The sequence below is a fragment of the Chitinophaga sp. CB10 genome (assembly GCA_001870995.2).
Taxonomy (GTDB): domain Bacteria; phylum Bacteroidota; class Bacteroidia; order Chitinophagales; family Chitinophagaceae; genus Chitinophaga.
This window is the reverse complement of record MLAV02000003.1, coordinates 345,494-361,289: the sequence shown is the minus strand read 5'-3', so window position 1 is coordinate 361,289 and position 15,796 is coordinate 345,494. Positions and strand designations below refer to the sequence as shown.

The following is a 15,796-nucleotide window of genomic DNA, read 5'->3' as shown; positions in this document are numbered from 1 at the left end:
TGGCCTTTGTCAGACAACATCATATATAGATCATTCCTGGCAAACCAGGCTTTAATCCAATGTAACGTGTGACCAGTTTTCCCCGCTTTTAATACGGTAGAGCTGCATTTCGCTGATGTCAAACTGCTCGGCAATCTGCTTCATGGTCTTCTTACCGGGCTTGTTCAGCATGCGTTTGATGCTTTTCACCTTGGTCACGTTCAGTTTCAGACCTTTCAGCCTGTTCCTTTGTTTTTCTTTATATGCCTTTTTAGCCGGGCTGTTCTGCTGGTGCGCTTCCATTTCTTCCTTGGTAGCCCAGGCCAGGTTGCTGGCTTTATTGTTTTTCTTGTCGTAGTCGAGGTGGATCACATACCTGTGCGTACGCCCTGGCCTTTTGTTGAAGAGCTTGGCAACTTCTCTGTGTAGGTAGAGTGATTGATAGGTATCTGCCGGTTTTACGTTCAAAACCGTATAGCCTTCCACGGTAGAACCCGTGAGTAGCTTACCATCTTCAATACTTTCATGATAGCTGATCACTCTTCCCATGTTAGAAACGGCATATTTCTTACGGAGGGCAGATTTGTTTTTAATCTGTAAGTCTTTCCAGACTTCATTTTTCAGATTTTTAATTGTGGTCATGTGAAAGTAATTTTTTATTTATTGTATTTCCGGGGTCATCGTTTAACCGTAAACGTTACAACCGGCCATTTTATCAGAGGCCGGTAAATGCTCGTTTTCAGCCCATTGGGGAGTAGTCCTTTCGAAAATATGATCCTTGTATTGCACCACGATCGCGTCTAATACTTCTTCTATTTCAGCTAGCGTCTTTAAAGTTACTAATTGTTGTCTGAATTCCTTGATGTGAGGTAACCCTTTGAGATAATTTGTATAATGGCGGCGCATTTCAAGGATGCCAACGATATCACCTTTCCAGGCTACAGATTGGTGCAGGTGCTTTTTACATACCTGCACTCTTTCCAAAACAGTTGGAAGAGGTAAATGTTCGCCAGTTTTCATAAAATGCTTTATCTCGCGGAAAATCCAGGGATATCCAATAGCGGCGCGGCCAATCATCACCCCGTCCACTCCGTATTTGGCGCGGGCGGCTATGGCCTGCTCCGGCGTACATATGTCACCGTTACCAAAGATAGGAATGTTTATGCGTGGATTATTTTTAACTTTTCCGATGAGGGTCCAGTCGGCGTTGCCTTTGTACATCTGTACGCGGGTGCGGCCGTGGATGGTCAGGGCCTGGATGCCCACGTCCTGCAGGCGTTCGGCCACCTCTTCGATGTTCCTGGTATTATCGTCCCAGCCGAGGCGGGTTTTCACCGTTACCGGCAGTTTGGTGGCCTTTACCACGGCTGCCGTCAGCTTCACCATCTTGGGAACATCCTTCAGGATGCCCGCGCCGGCGCCCTTACAGGTCACCTTTTTCACCGGGCAGCCAAAGTTAATATCCAGCAGATCCGGATTGGTAGCCTCCACGATCTGCGCGGCCATGGCCAATGGTTCTTCATCTCCGCCGAAGATCTGGATGCCCACCGGGCGCTCGTATTCGAAGATGTCCAGCTTCTTACGGCTTTTAATAGCGTCGCGGATCAACCCCTCGGAAGAAATGAACTCCGTGTACATGAGGTCAGCCCCGCCATCCTTGCAAACTGCACGAAACGGCGGATCGCTCACATCTTCCATGGGCGCCAGCAAAAGGGGAAATTCTCCCAGTTCTATGTTTCCTATCTTCACCATAAACTAAGAACCACGGCCCGTCAGGCCAGAGGTATTAAGGTAATAACGTATATAATTTTGCTAAATGCAGCAGGGTAGTTTGTGATACTGTTGCTGCAATGCTTAATTTCACGCCGTAAATTTACGCATTTTAATACAGTATTTGATATGAACGGCTATCTCAGGGAGCATCCACCCATCCTGCATTTTGTAACCATCATAGGGTTCTTCATGGGTTTCTTTGTTATAAACCTCCTGGCAATAGGCGTTTTGGCACCTAAACTCACCGGCTATACGATAATTGAAATCCAGGAAGGCGTCTTAACCAACCCTGCATTGGTTGGACCGCAAAAATGGATTCAGTTCTTTTATTCCTTCAACGTATTCCTCCTCCCGGCAGTAGTGTTCTCCTACCTCTGGCAGCCGTACCCGGCCACCTACCTTGGGCTGAAAACCCGCCCATCCTGGATGCAGCTGGCGCTGACGGTAGTCTTATTCCTCTGCGCGCTGCCGTTTGCCAACAGCATGGCGGAGTGGAACCAAACCTGGAACCTGCCCAAACAGGCCCGGGAACTGCAGGAGACAGGGCAGATGCTCACCCGCGCCATGCTGCGCATGCCGCATTTCAGCGACCTAATCATCAATCTCATACTTATGGCCATCCTTCCCGCCATAGCGGAAGAACTCTTCTTCAGGGGAGTGTTGCAGCGGGTTATGATCAATATGACCCGGAAACGCTGGCTCAGCGTGGTGTTCACCGCCGTGATCTTCAGCGCGCTGCACCTGGATATGCTGGGCTTTATGCCCCGTATAGCGCTGGGCGTGGTGCTGGGAGGCATCTACCTGGTAACCGGCAACCTGTGGCTGGCCATCCTCGCCCACGTTATCAACAATGGCATGCTGGTCGTACAGTCGTACCTGTTTCAGCACGGCCTTTCCGGGACGGACCCGATGGTAGACGACTTCCTGCCCTGGTACTTTGCCGTCATCAGCCTGGCGGTAACGGCCGGTTTATTCTGGGCCCTCATCAAACGCTCGCCGGACCCCATCCAGGTGGAAACCTATCCCATGGACGATCATCCCGCATCTCAATAACAACAGAAAATAGTAACTTAACTTACTGACAAAATAACTGTAACATGGAAAAAGGCTGGACTAAAGTATTCGCAAGCGATCGCCCCTACGAAACGGAGATCGTCAAAGGCATGTTAATCGAAAACGGGATTGACGCGGTTATTCTCAATAAACAATCTTCCTCTTATACCTTCACCATTCCCGGTCAGGTAGAGTTGTACGTACCGGATGCCCAGGCTGAAACAGCCAAATCGCTGGTTACCCAACATAATAACCTGCCCACCGGCGATCCGTATGAACTGGATGAAGAAGACGAAAATAAGGCCGGGGACCATGAATAATGGTTCCCCCGCTGGCATTTGCTCAAATTTTTGCAGACTTTTGCGGCCATAAAATCAACTAACAGCAATTTCAATAATGAAAACATTTTTTACCCGCACTGCGTCAGCACTGGTTTTTGTGGCAGTAATGCTGGGCGGCATCCTGTGGAGTCCCTTTACGTTCTTCCTCCTGTTCTTCCTGGTGAACTTCTTCGCCCTGCAGGAGTATTTTAAGCTGATCAGGCTGATCGATACCGATTTTGCCAATACCTCCGCTTTACACCGGTACGGCGTGTCTATCGCCAGTTGCGCCATTATGCTGGCCTTTACCGGCAGTAATTTTATGCTGGGGGATATAAACGCCGGATTTATAGGCTGGTGGCTGGCCATCATCTTCCTCATGGTGCTGCCGTTAGGGGAAATCCTCTTCAGTAAGGACTTCTCCCTCAAAAACATCGGCTATTCCGCCATGGGCCTGCTGTATGTGACCATTCCATTCAGCCTGCTCGTGCATATCCGCCTGAACGCTATCGATATTCACTACACTGCCGACCAGGTGGGCACCGCCCCCGGCTGGCTGATCCCTTTACTGCTCATCATCTTCATCTGGATCAACGATACCATGGCGTACATCGTGGGGTCCCTTATAGGCCGCACGCCCTTTGCGCCGGCCATTTCCCCTAAAAAGACGATCGAAGGCACCCTGGGAGGTATGATCCTGGCGGTGGCCGCGGCAGGGGTGTACGGTCATTACTGGGGCAGCAGCTACCTGGCCCTGCAGCACTGGCTGGTACTGGCCGGCATTGCGGCGGTATTCGGCACCATTGGCGACCTCATCGAGTCCAAACTCAAGCGCATGGCAGGGGTGAAGGACTCCGGCGCCATCATGCCCGGCCATGGCGGCTTCCTGGACCGGTTCGACTCCATGCTGCTGGCAGCGCCCTTTGCCTGGATCTACGTACAGTCATTTATGTTGTAAAATCAGAAATTCGTATGCTGAATTTTTTGAATTGAACTAACTTCGCTCTGCGATTAAACCAATAAACAGACAAACAAATAGAAAACAATGAAGATCCATCGTGAAGGATTTGCTACCATTTCCCTTGTGTTCCTGGTACTGTTAGTAATTAACGGAGCAGTATTTTACTGGTTCGACTCAGCAGCGCTCACCTGGAGCCTCCTGGCCATTTCCGTAGTATTTTTCCTGTTCATCGTATCCTTTTTCAGGCTGCCGGCAAGAAAAAATACTGAAGGTGAGAACCTCGTCATCTCCCCTTGCGATGGTAAAGTAGTGGTGATTGAGGAAGTGTACGAGCCTGAATATTTTAAAGATAAGCGCCTGCAGGTATCCATCTTTATGAGCCCTGCCAACGTGCATGTAAATAGAAACCCGATCAGCGGCGAAGTGAAGCTCTCCCAGTACCACCCCGGTAAATACCTGGTGGCATGGCACCCAAAGTCTTCCACGGAAAATGAAAGGCATTCCGTAGTAATCGGCAACGGCAAGGCCGACATCCTGATCCGCCAGATTGCCGGCGCGCTGGCCCGCCGTATTGTCAACTACCTCAAACCGGGCATGCAGGTTACCCAGAACGAAGAAATGGGCTTCATTAAATTTGGATCAAGGGTAGATCTTTACTTACCTTTAGGTACAGAGGTAACCGTACAGCTGGAACAGGTTGTAAGAGGTGGCCAAACCGTCATTGCAAAACTCTAACAAGGCTATGAAAAAGTTATTTACACTGGCTATTGCCTCCCTGCTCGTTGCAGGTACTGCCTTCGGACAGGATAACGCTAAAAAGTCTGCCAATAAAGCAGCTAAAACTGAACAAAAGGCTGATTGTAAGGATGCTGCCTCCTGCCACGGCAAGGGCACGGCTAAAAGCTGCTGTAAACAGCCTTCCAAAACCGCAGCCATGCGGGTAAAGGCGGCTAAAAAGACGACTAAATAAGCCATTACCATATTGGCTCCCCATGGGAGTAAACAAAAAAGAATCGCTTGCGCGATTCTTTTTTGTTTTAGAGAATATCCTTGATCTCTGCCAGGGTATTCACCGTATAGGTAGGCGTGAAGTCTACCGGCGGTTTGGCAGGGTTGAAGTAAATCTGGTCCATTCCTACCGCATGCGCCCCTTTGATATCCAGCTCCATGGCGTCCCCGATCATAATGCTCTCGGTAGCGGAAGTAGCGGCTTTCGTGATCGCATAATCGAAAATTTCCCGGTAGGGCTTCAGGCTGCCGGCCAGCTCGGAGGTGATGATATGGGTAAAATATTTATCTATCCCCGAATTCTTCATTTTCAGCAGCTGCGTGGCCTCGAAACCGTTGGTGATCATATGCATGGGATAATTTTTCCCTGCGAGGTAATCCAGCACTTCCACGGTATGGGGGAAGAGGCGTTTTTTCGTGGGGAGGATTTCCAGGAACTGGTCCGCCAGGGCCTCATTCAGCTTTTCATCGCCGATTTTGAATTCCAGCAGCGTTAACCTGAAACGTTTATAGCGAAGATCGTTGCGTGTGATAAAACCTTTTCTGAAGCGATCCCAGAGGCGTTCGTTGTTAGCCACATAAGATGCGGAAAACTCCTGAAATGACGGCACCCCTCTACTCTCCAAAGCATGCTGCTCGTACAGTTCGAGCAGTGTTTCCTGTTCATTTGTTTCAAAGTCCCAGAGTGTATGGTCCAGGTCAAAGAAAAGATGTTTATATTTCATGATCGCGCAAAGTTACGAAATACAATTTTTACTATTTTACCGCTTTAACACAGGACAAGACCATGAATGCAGTAATAACCGGCGCCAGTAAAGGCATTGGCAGGGCAGTAGCTGAACGATTAGCCAAAGAAGGATTCAACATTGCCATCTGCGCCCGCAATGAAGCGGCGCTCGCAGCAGCGAAAGCCGCCATACAGGCGCAGAACAGCGCCGTTACCGTACTCGCGGAACAGGCGGATATGGGCGATAAAGCCCAGGTGCTGCGCTTTGCTGCCACCGTTAAAGCAGCCTTCGGCCAGGTGGACATCCTCGTTAATAACGCCGGCATCTTTACCCCCGGTAGCCTCTACGAAGAAGCGGAAGGGCTGCTGGAACAGCTGATGGCCGTAAACGTCTACAGCGCCTACCACCTCACCAGGGCCTTGCTGCCGGATATGATGGAGCGCCGTAACGGGCATATTTTCAACCTCTGCTCCGTTGCCAGCCATAAAGCCTACGCCAATGGCGGGTCCTACAGTATTACCAAACATGCGCTGCTCGGCTTCAGCCGCAACCTGCGCGAAGAGATGAAACCTTTCGGCGTAAGGGTGACCAGCATCAGCCCCGGCGCCACGCTCACCGCTTCCTGGGACGGTTTTGAGGCCCCGCCGGACAGGATGATGCCCCCTGAAGATATAGCCACCGTGATGTGGACCGCCTATACCCTCGCCCAACAAACAGTCGTTGAAGACATCGTACTGCGGCCGGTTTTAGGAGATATTTAACAATCATATAAACATAATTTTTTAACTAACTTTTAACGGCGCTTCTACCGCATCCATGGCGGGTTTGGTTAAATTTGTTGACACAATTATGATGGTCAGATTTAGTATGAGAAAGTGTCTTTTCTCCTTATTGTTTTTAGTAGGGCTGGTGAACTGCGCATTTGCGCAGGAATTCCGCTTTACTACCACGGTGAGCAGCAACCCTGTAGCGCTGGACGAGCCATTTCAAATTCAGTTCATGATAGAGAATGGGGTAAATGTGACTAGCTTTAACCCGCCTGACTTCAAAGATTTTGACGTATTGCAGGGCCCCAGCCAGAGCATGGGGCAATCCATCATGAACGGCCGCAGATCTGAATATATCGCCCTCATTTATGTCATTCAAGCCAAACGTGTTGGTAACTTTACCATTCCCGGCGCCCAGGCACGGGTAAACGGGAATGTCGTAAAATCCAACCCCGTACTCATCGAGGTACGTAAAGGCGCCGGCGCTTCCCAGCAACAGGCGCCGCAACAACCCTCTGCCGGCGGCTACGCGCCACGCGGCGGCCGCGACGAATCCGTTGACGGCGTGCTGCGCAAAGGAGAGAACATCAACGAAAAACTGCGCAAAAATATATTCGTAAAAGTAGAGGTAGATAAGACCAACCTCTATGAAGGGGACCAGCTAACGGCAACGTATAAACTCTATACCCGCCTCCCCACCAATTCAAGCGTAACGAAAGTGCCTGCCTTCAAAGGCTTTTCCGCAAAAGATATCGAACTTCCCAACCCGCCCCAGGCCTCCGAAGAAATGGTGAACGGGCAGCTGTTCAAAGTGTTTACCATCCGTAAAACACTGCTGTTCCCGCTGCAATCTGGCACGCTGGAGCTGGAACCGGTGGAAGTGGACAACCAGGTGCGCCTCGTGAAAGTGGTGCAAAACAAGCGCCGCGCAAGGGATCCGTTTGAAGACTTCTTCAACGATCCCGCCTTCCGCGATCCCTTCTTCGACGATTTCTTCAACCGCCCGGACGTGGAGTATGAAGACGTTCCCTATAAAACGCAGTGCAACCCGGTAAAAATTACCGTGAAACCGCTGCCGGCAGAAGGCCGCCCGGCAAGCTTCAACGGCGCCGTTGGCCGCTTCAACATGACGGCCGAAGTGAACAAGAATAAACTTTCTACTGACGAAGCCCTCACGCTGAAAGTAACCATCAGCGGCCAGGGTAACGTGAACCTGCTGAATACACCCAAAGTGGACGTTACTTCAGGGTTCGAAGCCTATGACCCGAAAGTATCCGATAACATCGAAAAAAACAGTAATCCGCTCTCCGGCAGCCGTACATTCGAGTTTGTGCTGATGCCGACGGAAGCAGGCGAACACGTGATTCCGCCGGTGGAGTTCTCCTACTTCGACCCTTCCGCGAACGCGTATAAAACGATAAAATCTGCAGCCTTCCCCATCAATATCACGCAAGGGAAAAAAGTTAAATCCGAAAAACAGGATTACAGTGTGGGCAGAAATGAGCTGGTAGGTATTGAAACCGGCATCATGCCCTGGGTGAAAAAACATACCTGGTTCGTCACCAGCATCTGGTTCTACGTCCTGCTGCTGATACCGGTACTGGTGTATGCCGGCGCGGTATTCTACAAACGCCGCCAGGATTACAACACCACCAACGCTTCCGTGCTGAAACACCGCTATGCAAACAAAGTAGCGCTCAAACGCCTGGAACTGGCCGCCCGTTACCTGAAAGAAGGTAAGGACAAGGCTTTCTATGAAGAAACTTCCAGGGCCGTATGGGGCTATTTAAGCCATAAGCTCAAAATTCCATTTGCAGACCTGAGCAAACAATTGATCCAGGAGAAGCTGGCTGCCCGCAGTATCAACGGCAGCAACACCGCTGAGCTGTTTGACCTGATCGACAATTGTGAAGTTGCATTGTATGCTCCCGGCCAGGACAACCGGCGGATGCAGGGTACATACGAAAAAGCTGTCAGCATCATTACCAACCTGGAAGACGCACTGAAGAATTAATTTTTAACCACCAGGCAAATGTTCTATTGCAGAATGTTCAAATCGATTTTCCTGGCAGCAGGCATCCTGTTGATGGCCTGCTTCACGCCAGCCCTCGCGGACGACGTGAATCCACAAGTACGCTTCGATGAAGCCAACGCGCTTTATCGCCAGAGCAAGTTTACGGAAGCGGCCACCATCTATCAGCAACTAATAGACGCCGGCTATACCTCCCGCCATCTGTACCTCAATGCTGGCAACGCCTGGTACAAGGCAGGCAAAACAGGGCAGGCGGTGTACAGCTATGAAAAAGCCTTACAGCTATCCCCCGAAGACGCTGCCATCAAACACAATCTCAGTGTCGCCAATCAAAAGGTAAATGGGTACGTGGGCGATTTGCCCCTGGTGTTCTTCCAACGCTGGTGGCTGCAGCTGCAACACCTGCATACCTCCAATGGCTGGGCCGTGGGCGCGGTCGTATTCATCTGGATCCTAATGGCATCCCTCCTCATCAACACCCAGATACCCGGGCTGCGGAACAAGTATCTCCAATGGGGCAGCTACCTGTTTGGCGTACTGTTCCTCGTGTACCTGCTGATGGCCATTGACACCTACAATATTGCCAATAACCACAACAACGGCATCGTGATGGCAGGCTCCATCAAAGTAAAAGCCGCGCCGGACGATACCAGCAAGGAGCTGTTTGAACTTCACGAAGGCATGAAAGTAAAACTGGTGGATACCACCAGCGAGTACTGTAAGGTGGAACTCAACGATGGCAAGAACGGCTGGGTGTCCTGCGCTGCCATCAAGCGCCTGTAAGCATTACATTTTTTCTATCCGTAACAGGAAGTCCTGCTTTTTCTGCCGGGATACAGGCACCCTTTGCCCGTCGCACATGATAATTTCCCCGCCATCGCCCTTGATGTATTTATCCATAAAGGAGAGGTTCACGAGGAAGCTGTTATGCACCCTGAAGAAGGCTTTATCTTCCAGCACTTCTTCCATTTCCTTCATCGTGCGGGTAACGGGAAACGGTTTTTCCTGCGAGCGCAGGTACACGTTGGTAGTGGCGCCGTTTGACTCGCAATAGAGGATATCACTGGCGACCACCATCCGGAGGCCTTCGGCGGTGGGCAGCGCCAGCCGCTCGGATTGTTTGATATGCTGCTGTAACATCTCTACCAGGTGGTCCACTTTCCTGGTAACCGGCTGTCCCATGCGTTCGGTGGCCTTAATAACCGCCTCCTTCAGTTCTGCGGCGTCTATGGGTTTCAGGAGATAGTCCAGTGCGCTGTGCCGTATCGCCTGGACGGCATAGTGGTCGTACGCTGTGGTAAAGATCACAGCAAAGGAGCCGCGTTTTGTGGCTTCCAATACCTGGAATCCGTCCAGTCCGGGCATTTCGATATCGAGGAACAGCAGCTGAGGATCGTACATGGCAATCGCGTCCAGGGCGGCTTCGCCATTATTGCAGGTAGCCATTACCGTTATATCCGGGCAATTATTTTCCAAAAGAATACGAAGTACGTCTCGACTGTGCTTCTCGTCGTCCACTATGATGGCGCGCATGAAGGTAGAAATAGTTGATAAATGGTATAATACGAAGAGAGGGAAAAGCCTCCTGTTTCACGATGAAAATTTACGCTTTTTTTACTGCTTTACAAGCAATCAGCCGGTTAACTCCTGCCGGGCGGGAGTATGTTCCATGCTGATGACGAGCCGGTTGCCGCAGGGATGGCTGGCGCTGTCGAGGATGGGTTGCGCGGAAATGCTGGCTTTCATATGGTAGCGCTCACTCATGAGGTAGAGGCGTTCGGAGGCAATATCGATGCCGTTGGCGAGCCGTTCTGCCGTATCATCCAGCAGGGAGGCCGTCGGGTTGCCGTTATCTTCCACTTTGATGTACAGCCGGTCATTCTTGACGCCGATGACGATATTCAGCTGTCCGCCCGTCTTCTGCGGGCGCGCCAGCAACCGGTGCCAGATGGCGTATTGCACATAGGGTTGTATGATCAGCGGGGGAATGAGCGTGTGCATGGGTTCCACCTCCGGTTCCAGCGCCAGGCGGTAGGTAAACTGCTGTTCAAACCGCAGCTGCTCCAGTTGCAGGTAGAGTTCCAGCGCATCGAGGTCTTCCTGCAGCGTAATCCATTCCTTTTTGAAATTCCCCATCATCAGCCGCATCAGTTTGGAAAAGCGGGTGAGGTAAAGGGAGGCCATATCCGTGCTGGTAGCGAGGATATAATGGTGTATGGCGTTGAGGCTGTTGAAGATAAAGTGAGGGTCCAGCTGCGCCTGGAAGGCATTCAGCTCCAGGTTGATCATGGCTTGTTGCCGGTGCAGCGCCTCCCGGGTGGCACGGCGAATCCTTTTCTCTCTTGCGAAGAAAAAAAGCAGTATCGTAATGAGGCTAACCCCGAAGAATACCCAGTACGGCCAAACTGCAGCAATCACCAATGCTATAGTTAAATATGCCACGATAATTAAATATCGTGCAAATCACTGCCAGATGAAAGTGTCATTTTGTACTAGGCAGAAAATAACAGGAAAGCGGTGAGATTTGGAGGAAATTTGGCATTTGCCTGATTGCAGGGTGTTTCAGGGGAGGGGGCCAAGACGCCTCACGCCTCCGTAAACTTATACCCCACACCTCTCACGGAATGAAAGTACTTGGAGTTCCGGCTGTCCTCTTCAAAATATTTCCTGAAGTTGAGGATGAAGTTATCAATCGTACGGGTAGTAGGGTACACGTTATATCCCCATACCACCTGCAGTATTTTCTCACGCGTCACTACCTCTCCCTTGTTCTCAATGAGGAGTTTCAGCAGCATCGCCTCTTTCTTACTGAGCTCATAATGCTTGCCGTCCTTGCCGATGCATTCCTGCGCGGCGAAGTCGATAGTATTGTTACCAAAACGGTACACGTTCGGTACGCTGTCTTTATCCTGGATCTTTTTATTCTTAACGATGAGCTTTTCCACACGCAGCAACAGTTCTTCCAGGTTGAAAGGCTTGGTCATGTAGTCGTCTCCGCCTTTTTTCAGGCCCAGCACCCTGTCCGCACTGCTGTTTTTTGCACTGAGGAAGAGGATGGGTACTTCGTTGTTCTGGATGCGGATATTTTCGCACACAGCGATGCCGTCCATTTCCGGCAGCATGATATCGAGTATGATCAGGTCAAAATATTCGTTTTTGACTGCCTTGAGGGCAGCGGTACCATTGTCAACAGCAGTAACTTCATAGCCTTCCAGCTCCAGGTTCAGCTTCAGCGCCTCCTGGAGATTTTCTTCGTCTTCAACCAGTAGTATTGATGCTTTTGTAGCTTCCTTCATGTGTTAATATTTGATTGTAAGTCAAATGATGGATTAAAAGGCCGTCATTTAATCCGGTTTAAATTTACGCCGTTTGAATGGAATATTCAGTCCATGTTATTTCAAAGCAGGCGCCGGTAGGTTTATTATCGCGCACTTGTATGAAACCGTTGTGTTGTTCCACAATCTTGGCTGTCAGGAACAGCCCCAGGCCGGAGCCTTTGGCTTTACGGGTATTTTCATTGCCTACGCGGTAAAACTTGAGGAAGACCCTTTCTTTTTCTTCATCAGGGATACCAGGACCTTCATCCACTACCTGTAATTTGAGCTGATTGTTGGATTCGAACAGTTTTACCAGAATAGCGGTGTTTTTGGGTGCATATTTGGCAGCGTTTTCCACCAGGTTGCTCAGTACGATGTGCAGCATCAGCTTGTCACCTTCCATCCATACCCCCGGCAAAATGCTTGCCTGAATGTGATGGGTGCCAATTCGTCCGCCTATTTCCTTAATATCTGCCTCCATGAGCTGGGAAACGTTCAGGGGTTCCTTAAAGAGCTGGTAGCGGTGGGTTTCCAGCTGCGCTGCCAGCAGGATGTTATTGCAAAGCTGGTCCAGGCGGTTGGTTTCCCGGATGGTGTTATCAATAAGCCGGGTCCTTTTTTCCTCGTCGAGACTGGCATGCCGGCGTATAGTCTCCAGGTTTAGCTTGGCCGCCGCAATGGGGGATTTCAGCTCATGGGTGACCGCCATCATAAAATTCTGCTGCTGCCGGCTCAGTTTCATATACTTCCAGATGGCGCGGTACACGAAGCCGGCGCCCACCAGCAATATGCCGAGGAAGGTAAGGCCTTCCCCGAGGTATTTGATGAAGCGCATTTTTTCGTCCCTTTCGATGCGCTGAAATTCCAGCTGGTATTCCACCGGCTTTTGCAGGCTATCGATGCGGAGGGCGAGGTTTTGCACTTCAAAGCCGGTTATCTGGTGGCTTTGGCGCAGGAGTAGTATTCCCCACCATACCAGTGCGGCCACTGTATAGAACAGTACTAAAAAGTAAAGGAAGGACACTGATTTTCCTTCCTGCAGTTTATTATAAATTTTTTTCATCAGGGCCGTTTACCGGCTTTCTCTATCCGCAAACCAACATTCATTACATGGGGAAGCGGATTTTGCCGCATGTTTTGTTGAAAAGTTATCTTATAGGTGCCTGGTTTACTGAAAATCGCGTTTTGCTGAATAGGCACCCGGTGTTCAAAGATATCGTCAATACCGCTGCCCAGCCATTTGCCGGAGGGCTCTGCCAGGGGCAGCTCCACGCGCTGCTGGGCGGGGATGCTGTCGCCGGGGTATTGCGTACCTACCATCAGCCAGAGGTTACTGTACGGATAGGCGGCCTGGTGGCGTACGTTCACGTATATGTTGTAGAGCCAGGCAGTATCTTCCGGTTCCAGTTTGATTTCAAAGGCTGGTTTATAGTCGTAGGTCCAGTCGTGCCCGGGTATTTCCAGGTTTTTTTCGTAGACGTCCAGTTTAGGCGGCTTGCAGGCGGCAGCCAGTATTAAAAAGCCTGCGGTTACCAGGAGTAGTCTCTTCATAAGGTTTACGCCTTGCTATAAAACGTTTAGTACTTGTTCTTTGGCTTTTTCCAATTCATCCTTCATCAGCACTACCCATTGCTGTATCCCGGCGTCATTGGCTTTGGAGCCGGTGGTATTGATTTCCCGGCCTACTTCCTGCAGCACGAAGCCGAGCTTTTTACCTTTGGCGGGATCTGCTTCTTTCAAAATTTCTTTGAAGTAGCGGCAATGGTTTTCCAGGCGGGAAAGTTCCTCGGAGATATCGAGTTTTTCCAGGTAAAAGATAAGTTCCTGTTCCAGCCGGTTGCTGTCCACATTCTCTTTTCCTACATGTTCGGCGAGCAGGCCTTCCAGGCGCTGGCGGATGCGATCCTTGCGGAGCGGGTCCAGCTCTTTGACCTTCGCCATATATGTTTCGATATTTTCAATACGTTGTACCAGGTCCGCTTCCAGCATCAGCCCTTCGTCCTGGCGGTGCATATCCAGGTCCTGCAGGGCGGCCTGCAATACTTCTTCCACATCTTTCCATTCGCTTTCGGAGATTTGCTCGGTGGCCGGCGTTACTACCTCGGGCAGTTTCATCAGGATATTGAGCATATCGCCCTGGGGCAGTTCCAGCTGGTTGGCCAGCATGGTAATGGACTGGTAATAATACTTCGCCAGGTCGGTATTGATAACCACCGGCCTGGTGGCGCCATTCTGACGTACGTTGATCGTAGCATCCAGCGTTCCACGCTGCAACACCTGCTGCATTTGCGAGCGAATATCAAATTCATAGGGTTTCAGCAAAGGAGAAAATTTCAGATTCACCTCAAACTGTTTTCCATTGAGCGATTTGATCTCCACCACAATTGTTGTTTCGCCTCTTGTGCTTTCCGCCCTTCCGAAGCCAGTCATTGATTTCAGCATAATAGAAATTTGTAGGCAACAAACCTAGTTAAATAAGACCAGAAAGCCAAAAAGCATCAGTGCAGTTTCAGCTTCCGGTAAACCTCTTCGCGGCTCAGCTCCACCATATCTCCGGCATTCATTCCGGCAATGGTCAGCCCTTCCATTCTATAACGTACAAGCCTCAACGTAGGAAAGCCTACTGCCGCCGTCATCTTCCTTACCTGCCGGTTCTTGCCCTCGTGCAGCGTCAGGCGCAGCCAGGGAGCAGGAATACTTTTACGGAACCGGATCGGCGGGTTACGGGGTGGCAACGCAGGTTCCGTTTCAAAGATTTCCGCCTTGCACTTCCTCGTCAGGTACATCTTTCCATCCACATTTATTTGCACGCCCTGGGCCAGTTTCCTGACAGCCTCTTCCGTTACAGCCCCGTCTACCTGTACCCAATACTCTCTTTCATGCTGGAATTTAGGAGATAACAAGCGGTGATTCAATGCTTTATCATTCGTAAGCAATAATAAGCCCTCACTGTCATAATCCAGGCGCCCCACAGGATACACATCTGAAGGTACTTTAAAGAAATCTGCCAGACAAGCCTTATCACCCTCCCGCGTAAAACGGGTCAGTACCTCGTATGGTTTATAAATTACATAATAATGAAGCGCCACAACTGCTTTTGCTTTGGTTAAGGAGCCGTAAATTAGTACATTTGCACAATTGATTATGAGTACACCATTAAATCCAGCATGTCAAAACTGTAAAGACCGCTTCTCGTCTATATTCTGTAAGGCGGACCACAGCAATCTTGAACTGATTGATGCTGCCAAGGTATGCTCATCCTACAAAAAAGGCCAGGTCATTTTCCACGAAGGAGCCTATCCGTTTGGCGTTTACTGCATTAACGACGGTAAGATCAAACTCTCCCACAGCGGCGATGACGGGCGCGAACAAATCGTGCGCCTCGTAAAAGCAGGCGATATCATGGGCTATAAAGCGTTGCTCAGTAACGAACGTTATACCGCTACCGCCACCGCCCTGGAAGATTCCTCCATCTGCTTTATCCCTAAGGACCTGTTTCTCAACGTGCTGCAAAAGGACGCCTCCCTCTCCTTCGAGATGATGCGCATCCTCTCCAGCGAGCTGCGTAAAGCAGAACTCAAAATCACGCACCTGGCCCAAAAGCCAGTGCGGGAACGCCTCGCCGAAACCCTGCTCTTCATCAAGGAAACTTACGGCCTCGAAGCGGACGGCCATACCCTCAACGTACGCCTCTCCCGCGAAGAGATTGCCAACCTCGTAGGCACCGCCACCGAATCCGCTATCCGCCTCCTCTCCGAATTCAAGAAAGACGGCATGATCGAACTGGAAGGTAAAAAGATCCGCCTCCTCGATATGCCGGAAATTATCCGCACGGCTAACCTGCACGACTAATCCTGA

At 50.4% G+C, this 15,796-nt stretch carries 19 protein-coding genes; 9 read left to right on the top strand and 10 right to left on the bottom strand.

Annotated elements, in window-relative coordinates; all coding sequences use genetic code 11:
• Nucleotides 1-51: 51 nt before the first annotated feature.
• Both BOC67_RS06945 and dusB read right to left on the bottom strand, forming a co-directional pair.
• The gene (locus BOC67_RS06945; RefSeq protein ID WP_291908622.1) at nt 52-621 is read right to left on the bottom strand and encodes an NUMOD4 domain-containing protein; all 570 of its coding nucleotides are present in this window, start codon (nt 619-621) and stop codon (nt 52-54) included.
• Between the two features lie 42 nt (nt 622-663).
• The gene (gene dusB, locus BOC67_RS06940) at nt 664-1,731 is read right to left on the bottom strand and encodes a tRNA dihydrouridine synthase DusB (protein WP_291908621.1); all 1,068 of its coding nucleotides are present in this window, start codon (nt 1,729-1,731) and stop codon (nt 664-666) included.
• 147 nt (nt 1,732-1,878) lie between these two features.
• On the opposite strand from dusB, the gene BOC67_RS06935 reads away from it, so the two are divergent.
• The 5 genes from BOC67_RS06935 to BOC67_RS06915 all read left to right on the top strand — a co-directional run bounded on the left by BOC67_RS06935 (nt 1,879) and on the right by BOC67_RS06915 (nt 5,056).
• Nucleotides 1,879-2,805, top strand: a complete 927-nt coding sequence (locus BOC67_RS06935; RefSeq protein ID WP_291908619.1) for a CPBP family intramembrane glutamic endopeptidase — start codon at nt 1,879-1,881, stop codon at nt 2,803-2,805.
• 44 nt (nt 2,806-2,849) lie between these two features.
• Nucleotides 2,850-3,125, top strand: a complete 276-nt coding sequence (locus tag BOC67_RS06930; RefSeq protein ID WP_291908617.1) for a DUF2007 domain-containing protein — start codon at nt 2,850-2,852, stop codon at nt 3,123-3,125.
• Between the two features lie 76 nt (nt 3,126-3,201).
• Nucleotides 3,202-4,083, top strand: a complete 882-nt coding sequence (locus tag BOC67_RS06925) for a phosphatidate cytidylyltransferase (RefSeq protein ID WP_291908615.1) — start codon at nt 3,202-3,204, stop codon at nt 4,081-4,083.
• 87 nt (nt 4,084-4,170) lie between these two features.
• Nucleotides 4,171-4,821, top strand: coding sequence for a phosphatidylserine decarboxylase family protein (locus BOC67_RS06920; RefSeq protein ID WP_291908613.1), 651 nt, complete (start codon nt 4,171-4,173; stop codon nt 4,819-4,821).
• A gap of 7 nt (nt 4,822-4,828) precedes the next feature.
• Entirely contained in the window at nt 4,829-5,056 is a 228-nt protein-coding gene (locus tag BOC67_RS06915) for a hypothetical protein (RefSeq protein ID WP_291908612.1), read from the top strand.
• Between the two features lie 67 nt (nt 5,057-5,123).
• On the opposite strand, the gene BOC67_RS06910 is transcribed toward BOC67_RS06915, so the two are convergent.
• The gene (locus tag BOC67_RS06910; RefSeq protein WP_291908609.1) at nt 5,124-5,819 is read right to left on the bottom strand and encodes a YjjG family noncanonical pyrimidine nucleotidase; all 696 of its coding nucleotides are present in this window, start codon (nt 5,817-5,819) and stop codon (nt 5,124-5,126) included.
• Nucleotides 5,820-5,881: 62 nt separating this feature from the next.
• On the opposite strand from BOC67_RS06910, the gene BOC67_RS06905 reads away from it, so the two are divergent.
• The 3 genes from BOC67_RS06905 (at nt 5,882) to BOC67_RS06895 (ending at nt 9,404) form a co-directional block, all read left to right on the top strand.
• The gene (locus BOC67_RS06905) at nt 5,882-6,583 is read left to right on the top strand and encodes an SDR family oxidoreductase (protein ID WP_291908606.1); all 702 of its coding nucleotides are present in this window, start codon (nt 5,882-5,884) and stop codon (nt 6,581-6,583) included.
• A gap of 106 nt (nt 6,584-6,689) precedes the next feature.
• On the top strand, nt 6,690-8,603 hold the full coding sequence (locus BOC67_RS06900) for a BatD family protein (RefSeq protein WP_291908603.1): 1,914 nt from the start codon (nt 6,690-6,692) through the stop codon (nt 8,601-8,603).
• 33 nt (nt 8,604-8,636) lie between these two features.
• A complete protein-coding gene (locus BOC67_RS06895) occupies nt 8,637-9,404 on the top strand; it encodes a tetratricopeptide repeat protein (RefSeq protein ID WP_291908601.1) in 768 nt (255 codons plus the stop codon).
• A 3-nt stretch (nt 9,405-9,407) separates the two neighbouring features.
• Here BOC67_RS06895 and BOC67_RS06890 read toward each other — a convergent pair whose 3' ends face one another.
• From BOC67_RS06890 to BOC67_RS06860, 7 genes are all read right to left on the bottom strand, one after another.
• On the bottom strand, nt 9,408-10,154 hold the full coding sequence (locus BOC67_RS06890) for a LytTR family DNA-binding domain-containing protein (protein ID WP_291908599.1): 747 nt from the start codon (nt 10,152-10,154) through the stop codon (nt 9,408-9,410).
• A 99-nt stretch (nt 10,155-10,253) separates the two neighbouring features.
• Nucleotides 10,254-11,063 carry a sensor histidine kinase gene (locus BOC67_RS06885; RefSeq protein ID WP_291908596.1) on the bottom strand — a complete coding sequence of 270 codons (810 nt, stop codon included), beginning with the start codon at nt 11,061-11,063 and terminating at the stop codon, nt 10,254-10,256.
• A 143-nt stretch (nt 11,064-11,206) separates the two neighbouring features.
• Nucleotides 11,207-11,917 (bottom strand): response regulator transcription factor, encoded by a 711-nt coding sequence (locus BOC67_RS06880; protein ID WP_073082445.1) that lies wholly within the window; start codon nt 11,915-11,917, stop codon nt 11,207-11,209.
• Between the two features lie 64 nt (nt 11,918-11,981).
• Nucleotides 11,982-13,001, bottom strand: a complete 1,020-nt coding sequence (locus BOC67_RS06875) for an ATP-binding protein (RefSeq protein WP_291908588.1) — start codon at nt 12,999-13,001, stop codon at nt 11,982-11,984.
• On the bottom strand, nt 13,001-13,489 hold the full coding sequence (locus BOC67_RS06870; protein ID WP_291908585.1) for a gliding motility lipoprotein GldH: 489 nt from the start codon (nt 13,487-13,489) through the stop codon (nt 13,001-13,003). Before BOC67_RS06870 ends, BOC67_RS06875 begins: the two co-directional genes overlap by 1 nt.
• A 15-nt stretch (nt 13,490-13,504) precedes the next feature.
• Nucleotides 13,505-14,380 carry a YicC/YloC family endoribonuclease gene (locus BOC67_RS06865; protein WP_291908582.1) on the bottom strand — a complete coding sequence of 292 codons (876 nt, stop codon included), beginning with the start codon at nt 14,378-14,380 and terminating at the stop codon, nt 13,505-13,507.
• 56 nt (nt 14,381-14,436) lie between these two features.
• Nucleotides 14,437-15,027 (bottom strand): pseudouridine synthase, encoded by a 591-nt coding sequence (locus BOC67_RS06860; RefSeq protein ID WP_291908580.1) that lies wholly within the window; start codon nt 15,025-15,027, stop codon nt 14,437-14,439.
• A gap of 55 nt (nt 15,028-15,082) precedes the next feature.
• Here BOC67_RS06860 and BOC67_RS06855 point away from each other — a divergent pair, with 55 nt between their 5' ends.
• On the top strand, nt 15,083-15,790 hold the full coding sequence (locus BOC67_RS06855) for a Crp/Fnr family transcriptional regulator (RefSeq protein ID WP_291908577.1): 708 nt from the start codon (nt 15,083-15,085) through the stop codon (nt 15,788-15,790).
• Nucleotides 15,791-15,796: the final 6 nt, after the last annotated feature.

What these genes read in the sequence shown, in the direction of transcription:
- BOC67_RS06925 (WP_291908615.1), top strand. Translation starts at nt 3,202, where the DNA reads ATGAAAACATTTTTTACCCGCACTGCGTCAGCACTGGTTTTTGTGGCA.
- BOC67_RS06945 (WP_291908622.1), bottom strand. Translation starts at nt 621, where the DNA reads ATGACCACAATTAAAAATCTGAAAAATGAAGTCTGGAAAGACTTACAG.
- BOC67_RS06910 (WP_291908609.1), bottom strand. Translation starts at nt 5,819, where the DNA reads ATGAAATATAAACATCTTTTCTTTGACCTGGACCATACACTCTGGGAC.
- BOC67_RS06930 (WP_291908617.1), top strand. Translation starts at nt 2,850, where the DNA reads ATGGAAAAAGGCTGGACTAAAGTATTCGCAAGCGATCGCCCCTACGAA.
- BOC67_RS06905 (WP_291908606.1), top strand. Translation starts at nt 5,882, where the DNA reads ATGAATGCAGTAATAACCGGCGCCAGTAAAGGCATTGGCAGGGCAGTA.
- BOC67_RS06895 (WP_291908601.1), top strand. Translation starts at nt 8,637, where the DNA reads ATGTTCAAATCGATTTTCCTGGCAGCAGGCATCCTGTTGATGGCCTGC.
- BOC67_RS06875 (WP_291908588.1), bottom strand. Translation starts at nt 13,001, where the DNA reads ATGAAAAAAATTTATAATAAACTGCAGGAAGGAAAATCAGTGTCCTTC.
- BOC67_RS06920 (WP_291908613.1), top strand. Translation starts at nt 4,171, where the DNA reads ATGAAGATCCATCGTGAAGGATTTGCTACCATTTCCCTTGTGTTCCTG.
- BOC67_RS06900 (WP_291908603.1), top strand. Translation starts at nt 6,690, where the DNA reads ATGAGAAAGTGTCTTTTCTCCTTATTGTTTTTAGTAGGGCTGGTGAAC.
- BOC67_RS06870 (WP_291908585.1), bottom strand. Translation starts at nt 13,489, where the DNA reads ATGAAGAGACTACTCCTGGTAACCGCAGGCTTTTTAATACTGGCTGCC.
- dusB (WP_291908621.1), bottom strand. Translation starts at nt 1,731, where the DNA reads ATGGTGAAGATAGGAAACATAGAACTGGGAGAATTTCCCCTTTTGCTG.
- BOC67_RS06880 (WP_073082445.1), bottom strand. Translation starts at nt 11,917, where the DNA reads ATGAAGGAAGCTACAAAAGCATCAATACTACTGGTTGAAGACGAAGAA.
- BOC67_RS06935 (WP_291908619.1), top strand. Translation starts at nt 1,879, where the DNA reads ATGAACGGCTATCTCAGGGAGCATCCACCCATCCTGCATTTTGTAACC.
- BOC67_RS06855 (WP_291908577.1), top strand. Translation starts at nt 15,083, where the DNA reads ATGAGTACACCATTAAATCCAGCATGTCAAAACTGTAAAGACCGCTTC.
- BOC67_RS06915 (WP_291908612.1), top strand. Translation starts at nt 4,829, where the DNA reads ATGAAAAAGTTATTTACACTGGCTATTGCCTCCCTGCTCGTTGCAGGT.
- BOC67_RS06890 (WP_291908599.1), bottom strand. Translation starts at nt 10,154, where the DNA reads ATGCGCGCCATCATAGTGGACGACGAGAAGCACAGTCGAGACGTACTT.
- BOC67_RS06865 (WP_291908582.1), bottom strand. Translation starts at nt 14,380, where the DNA reads ATGCTGAAATCAATGACTGGCTTCGGAAGGGCGGAAAGCACAAGAGGC.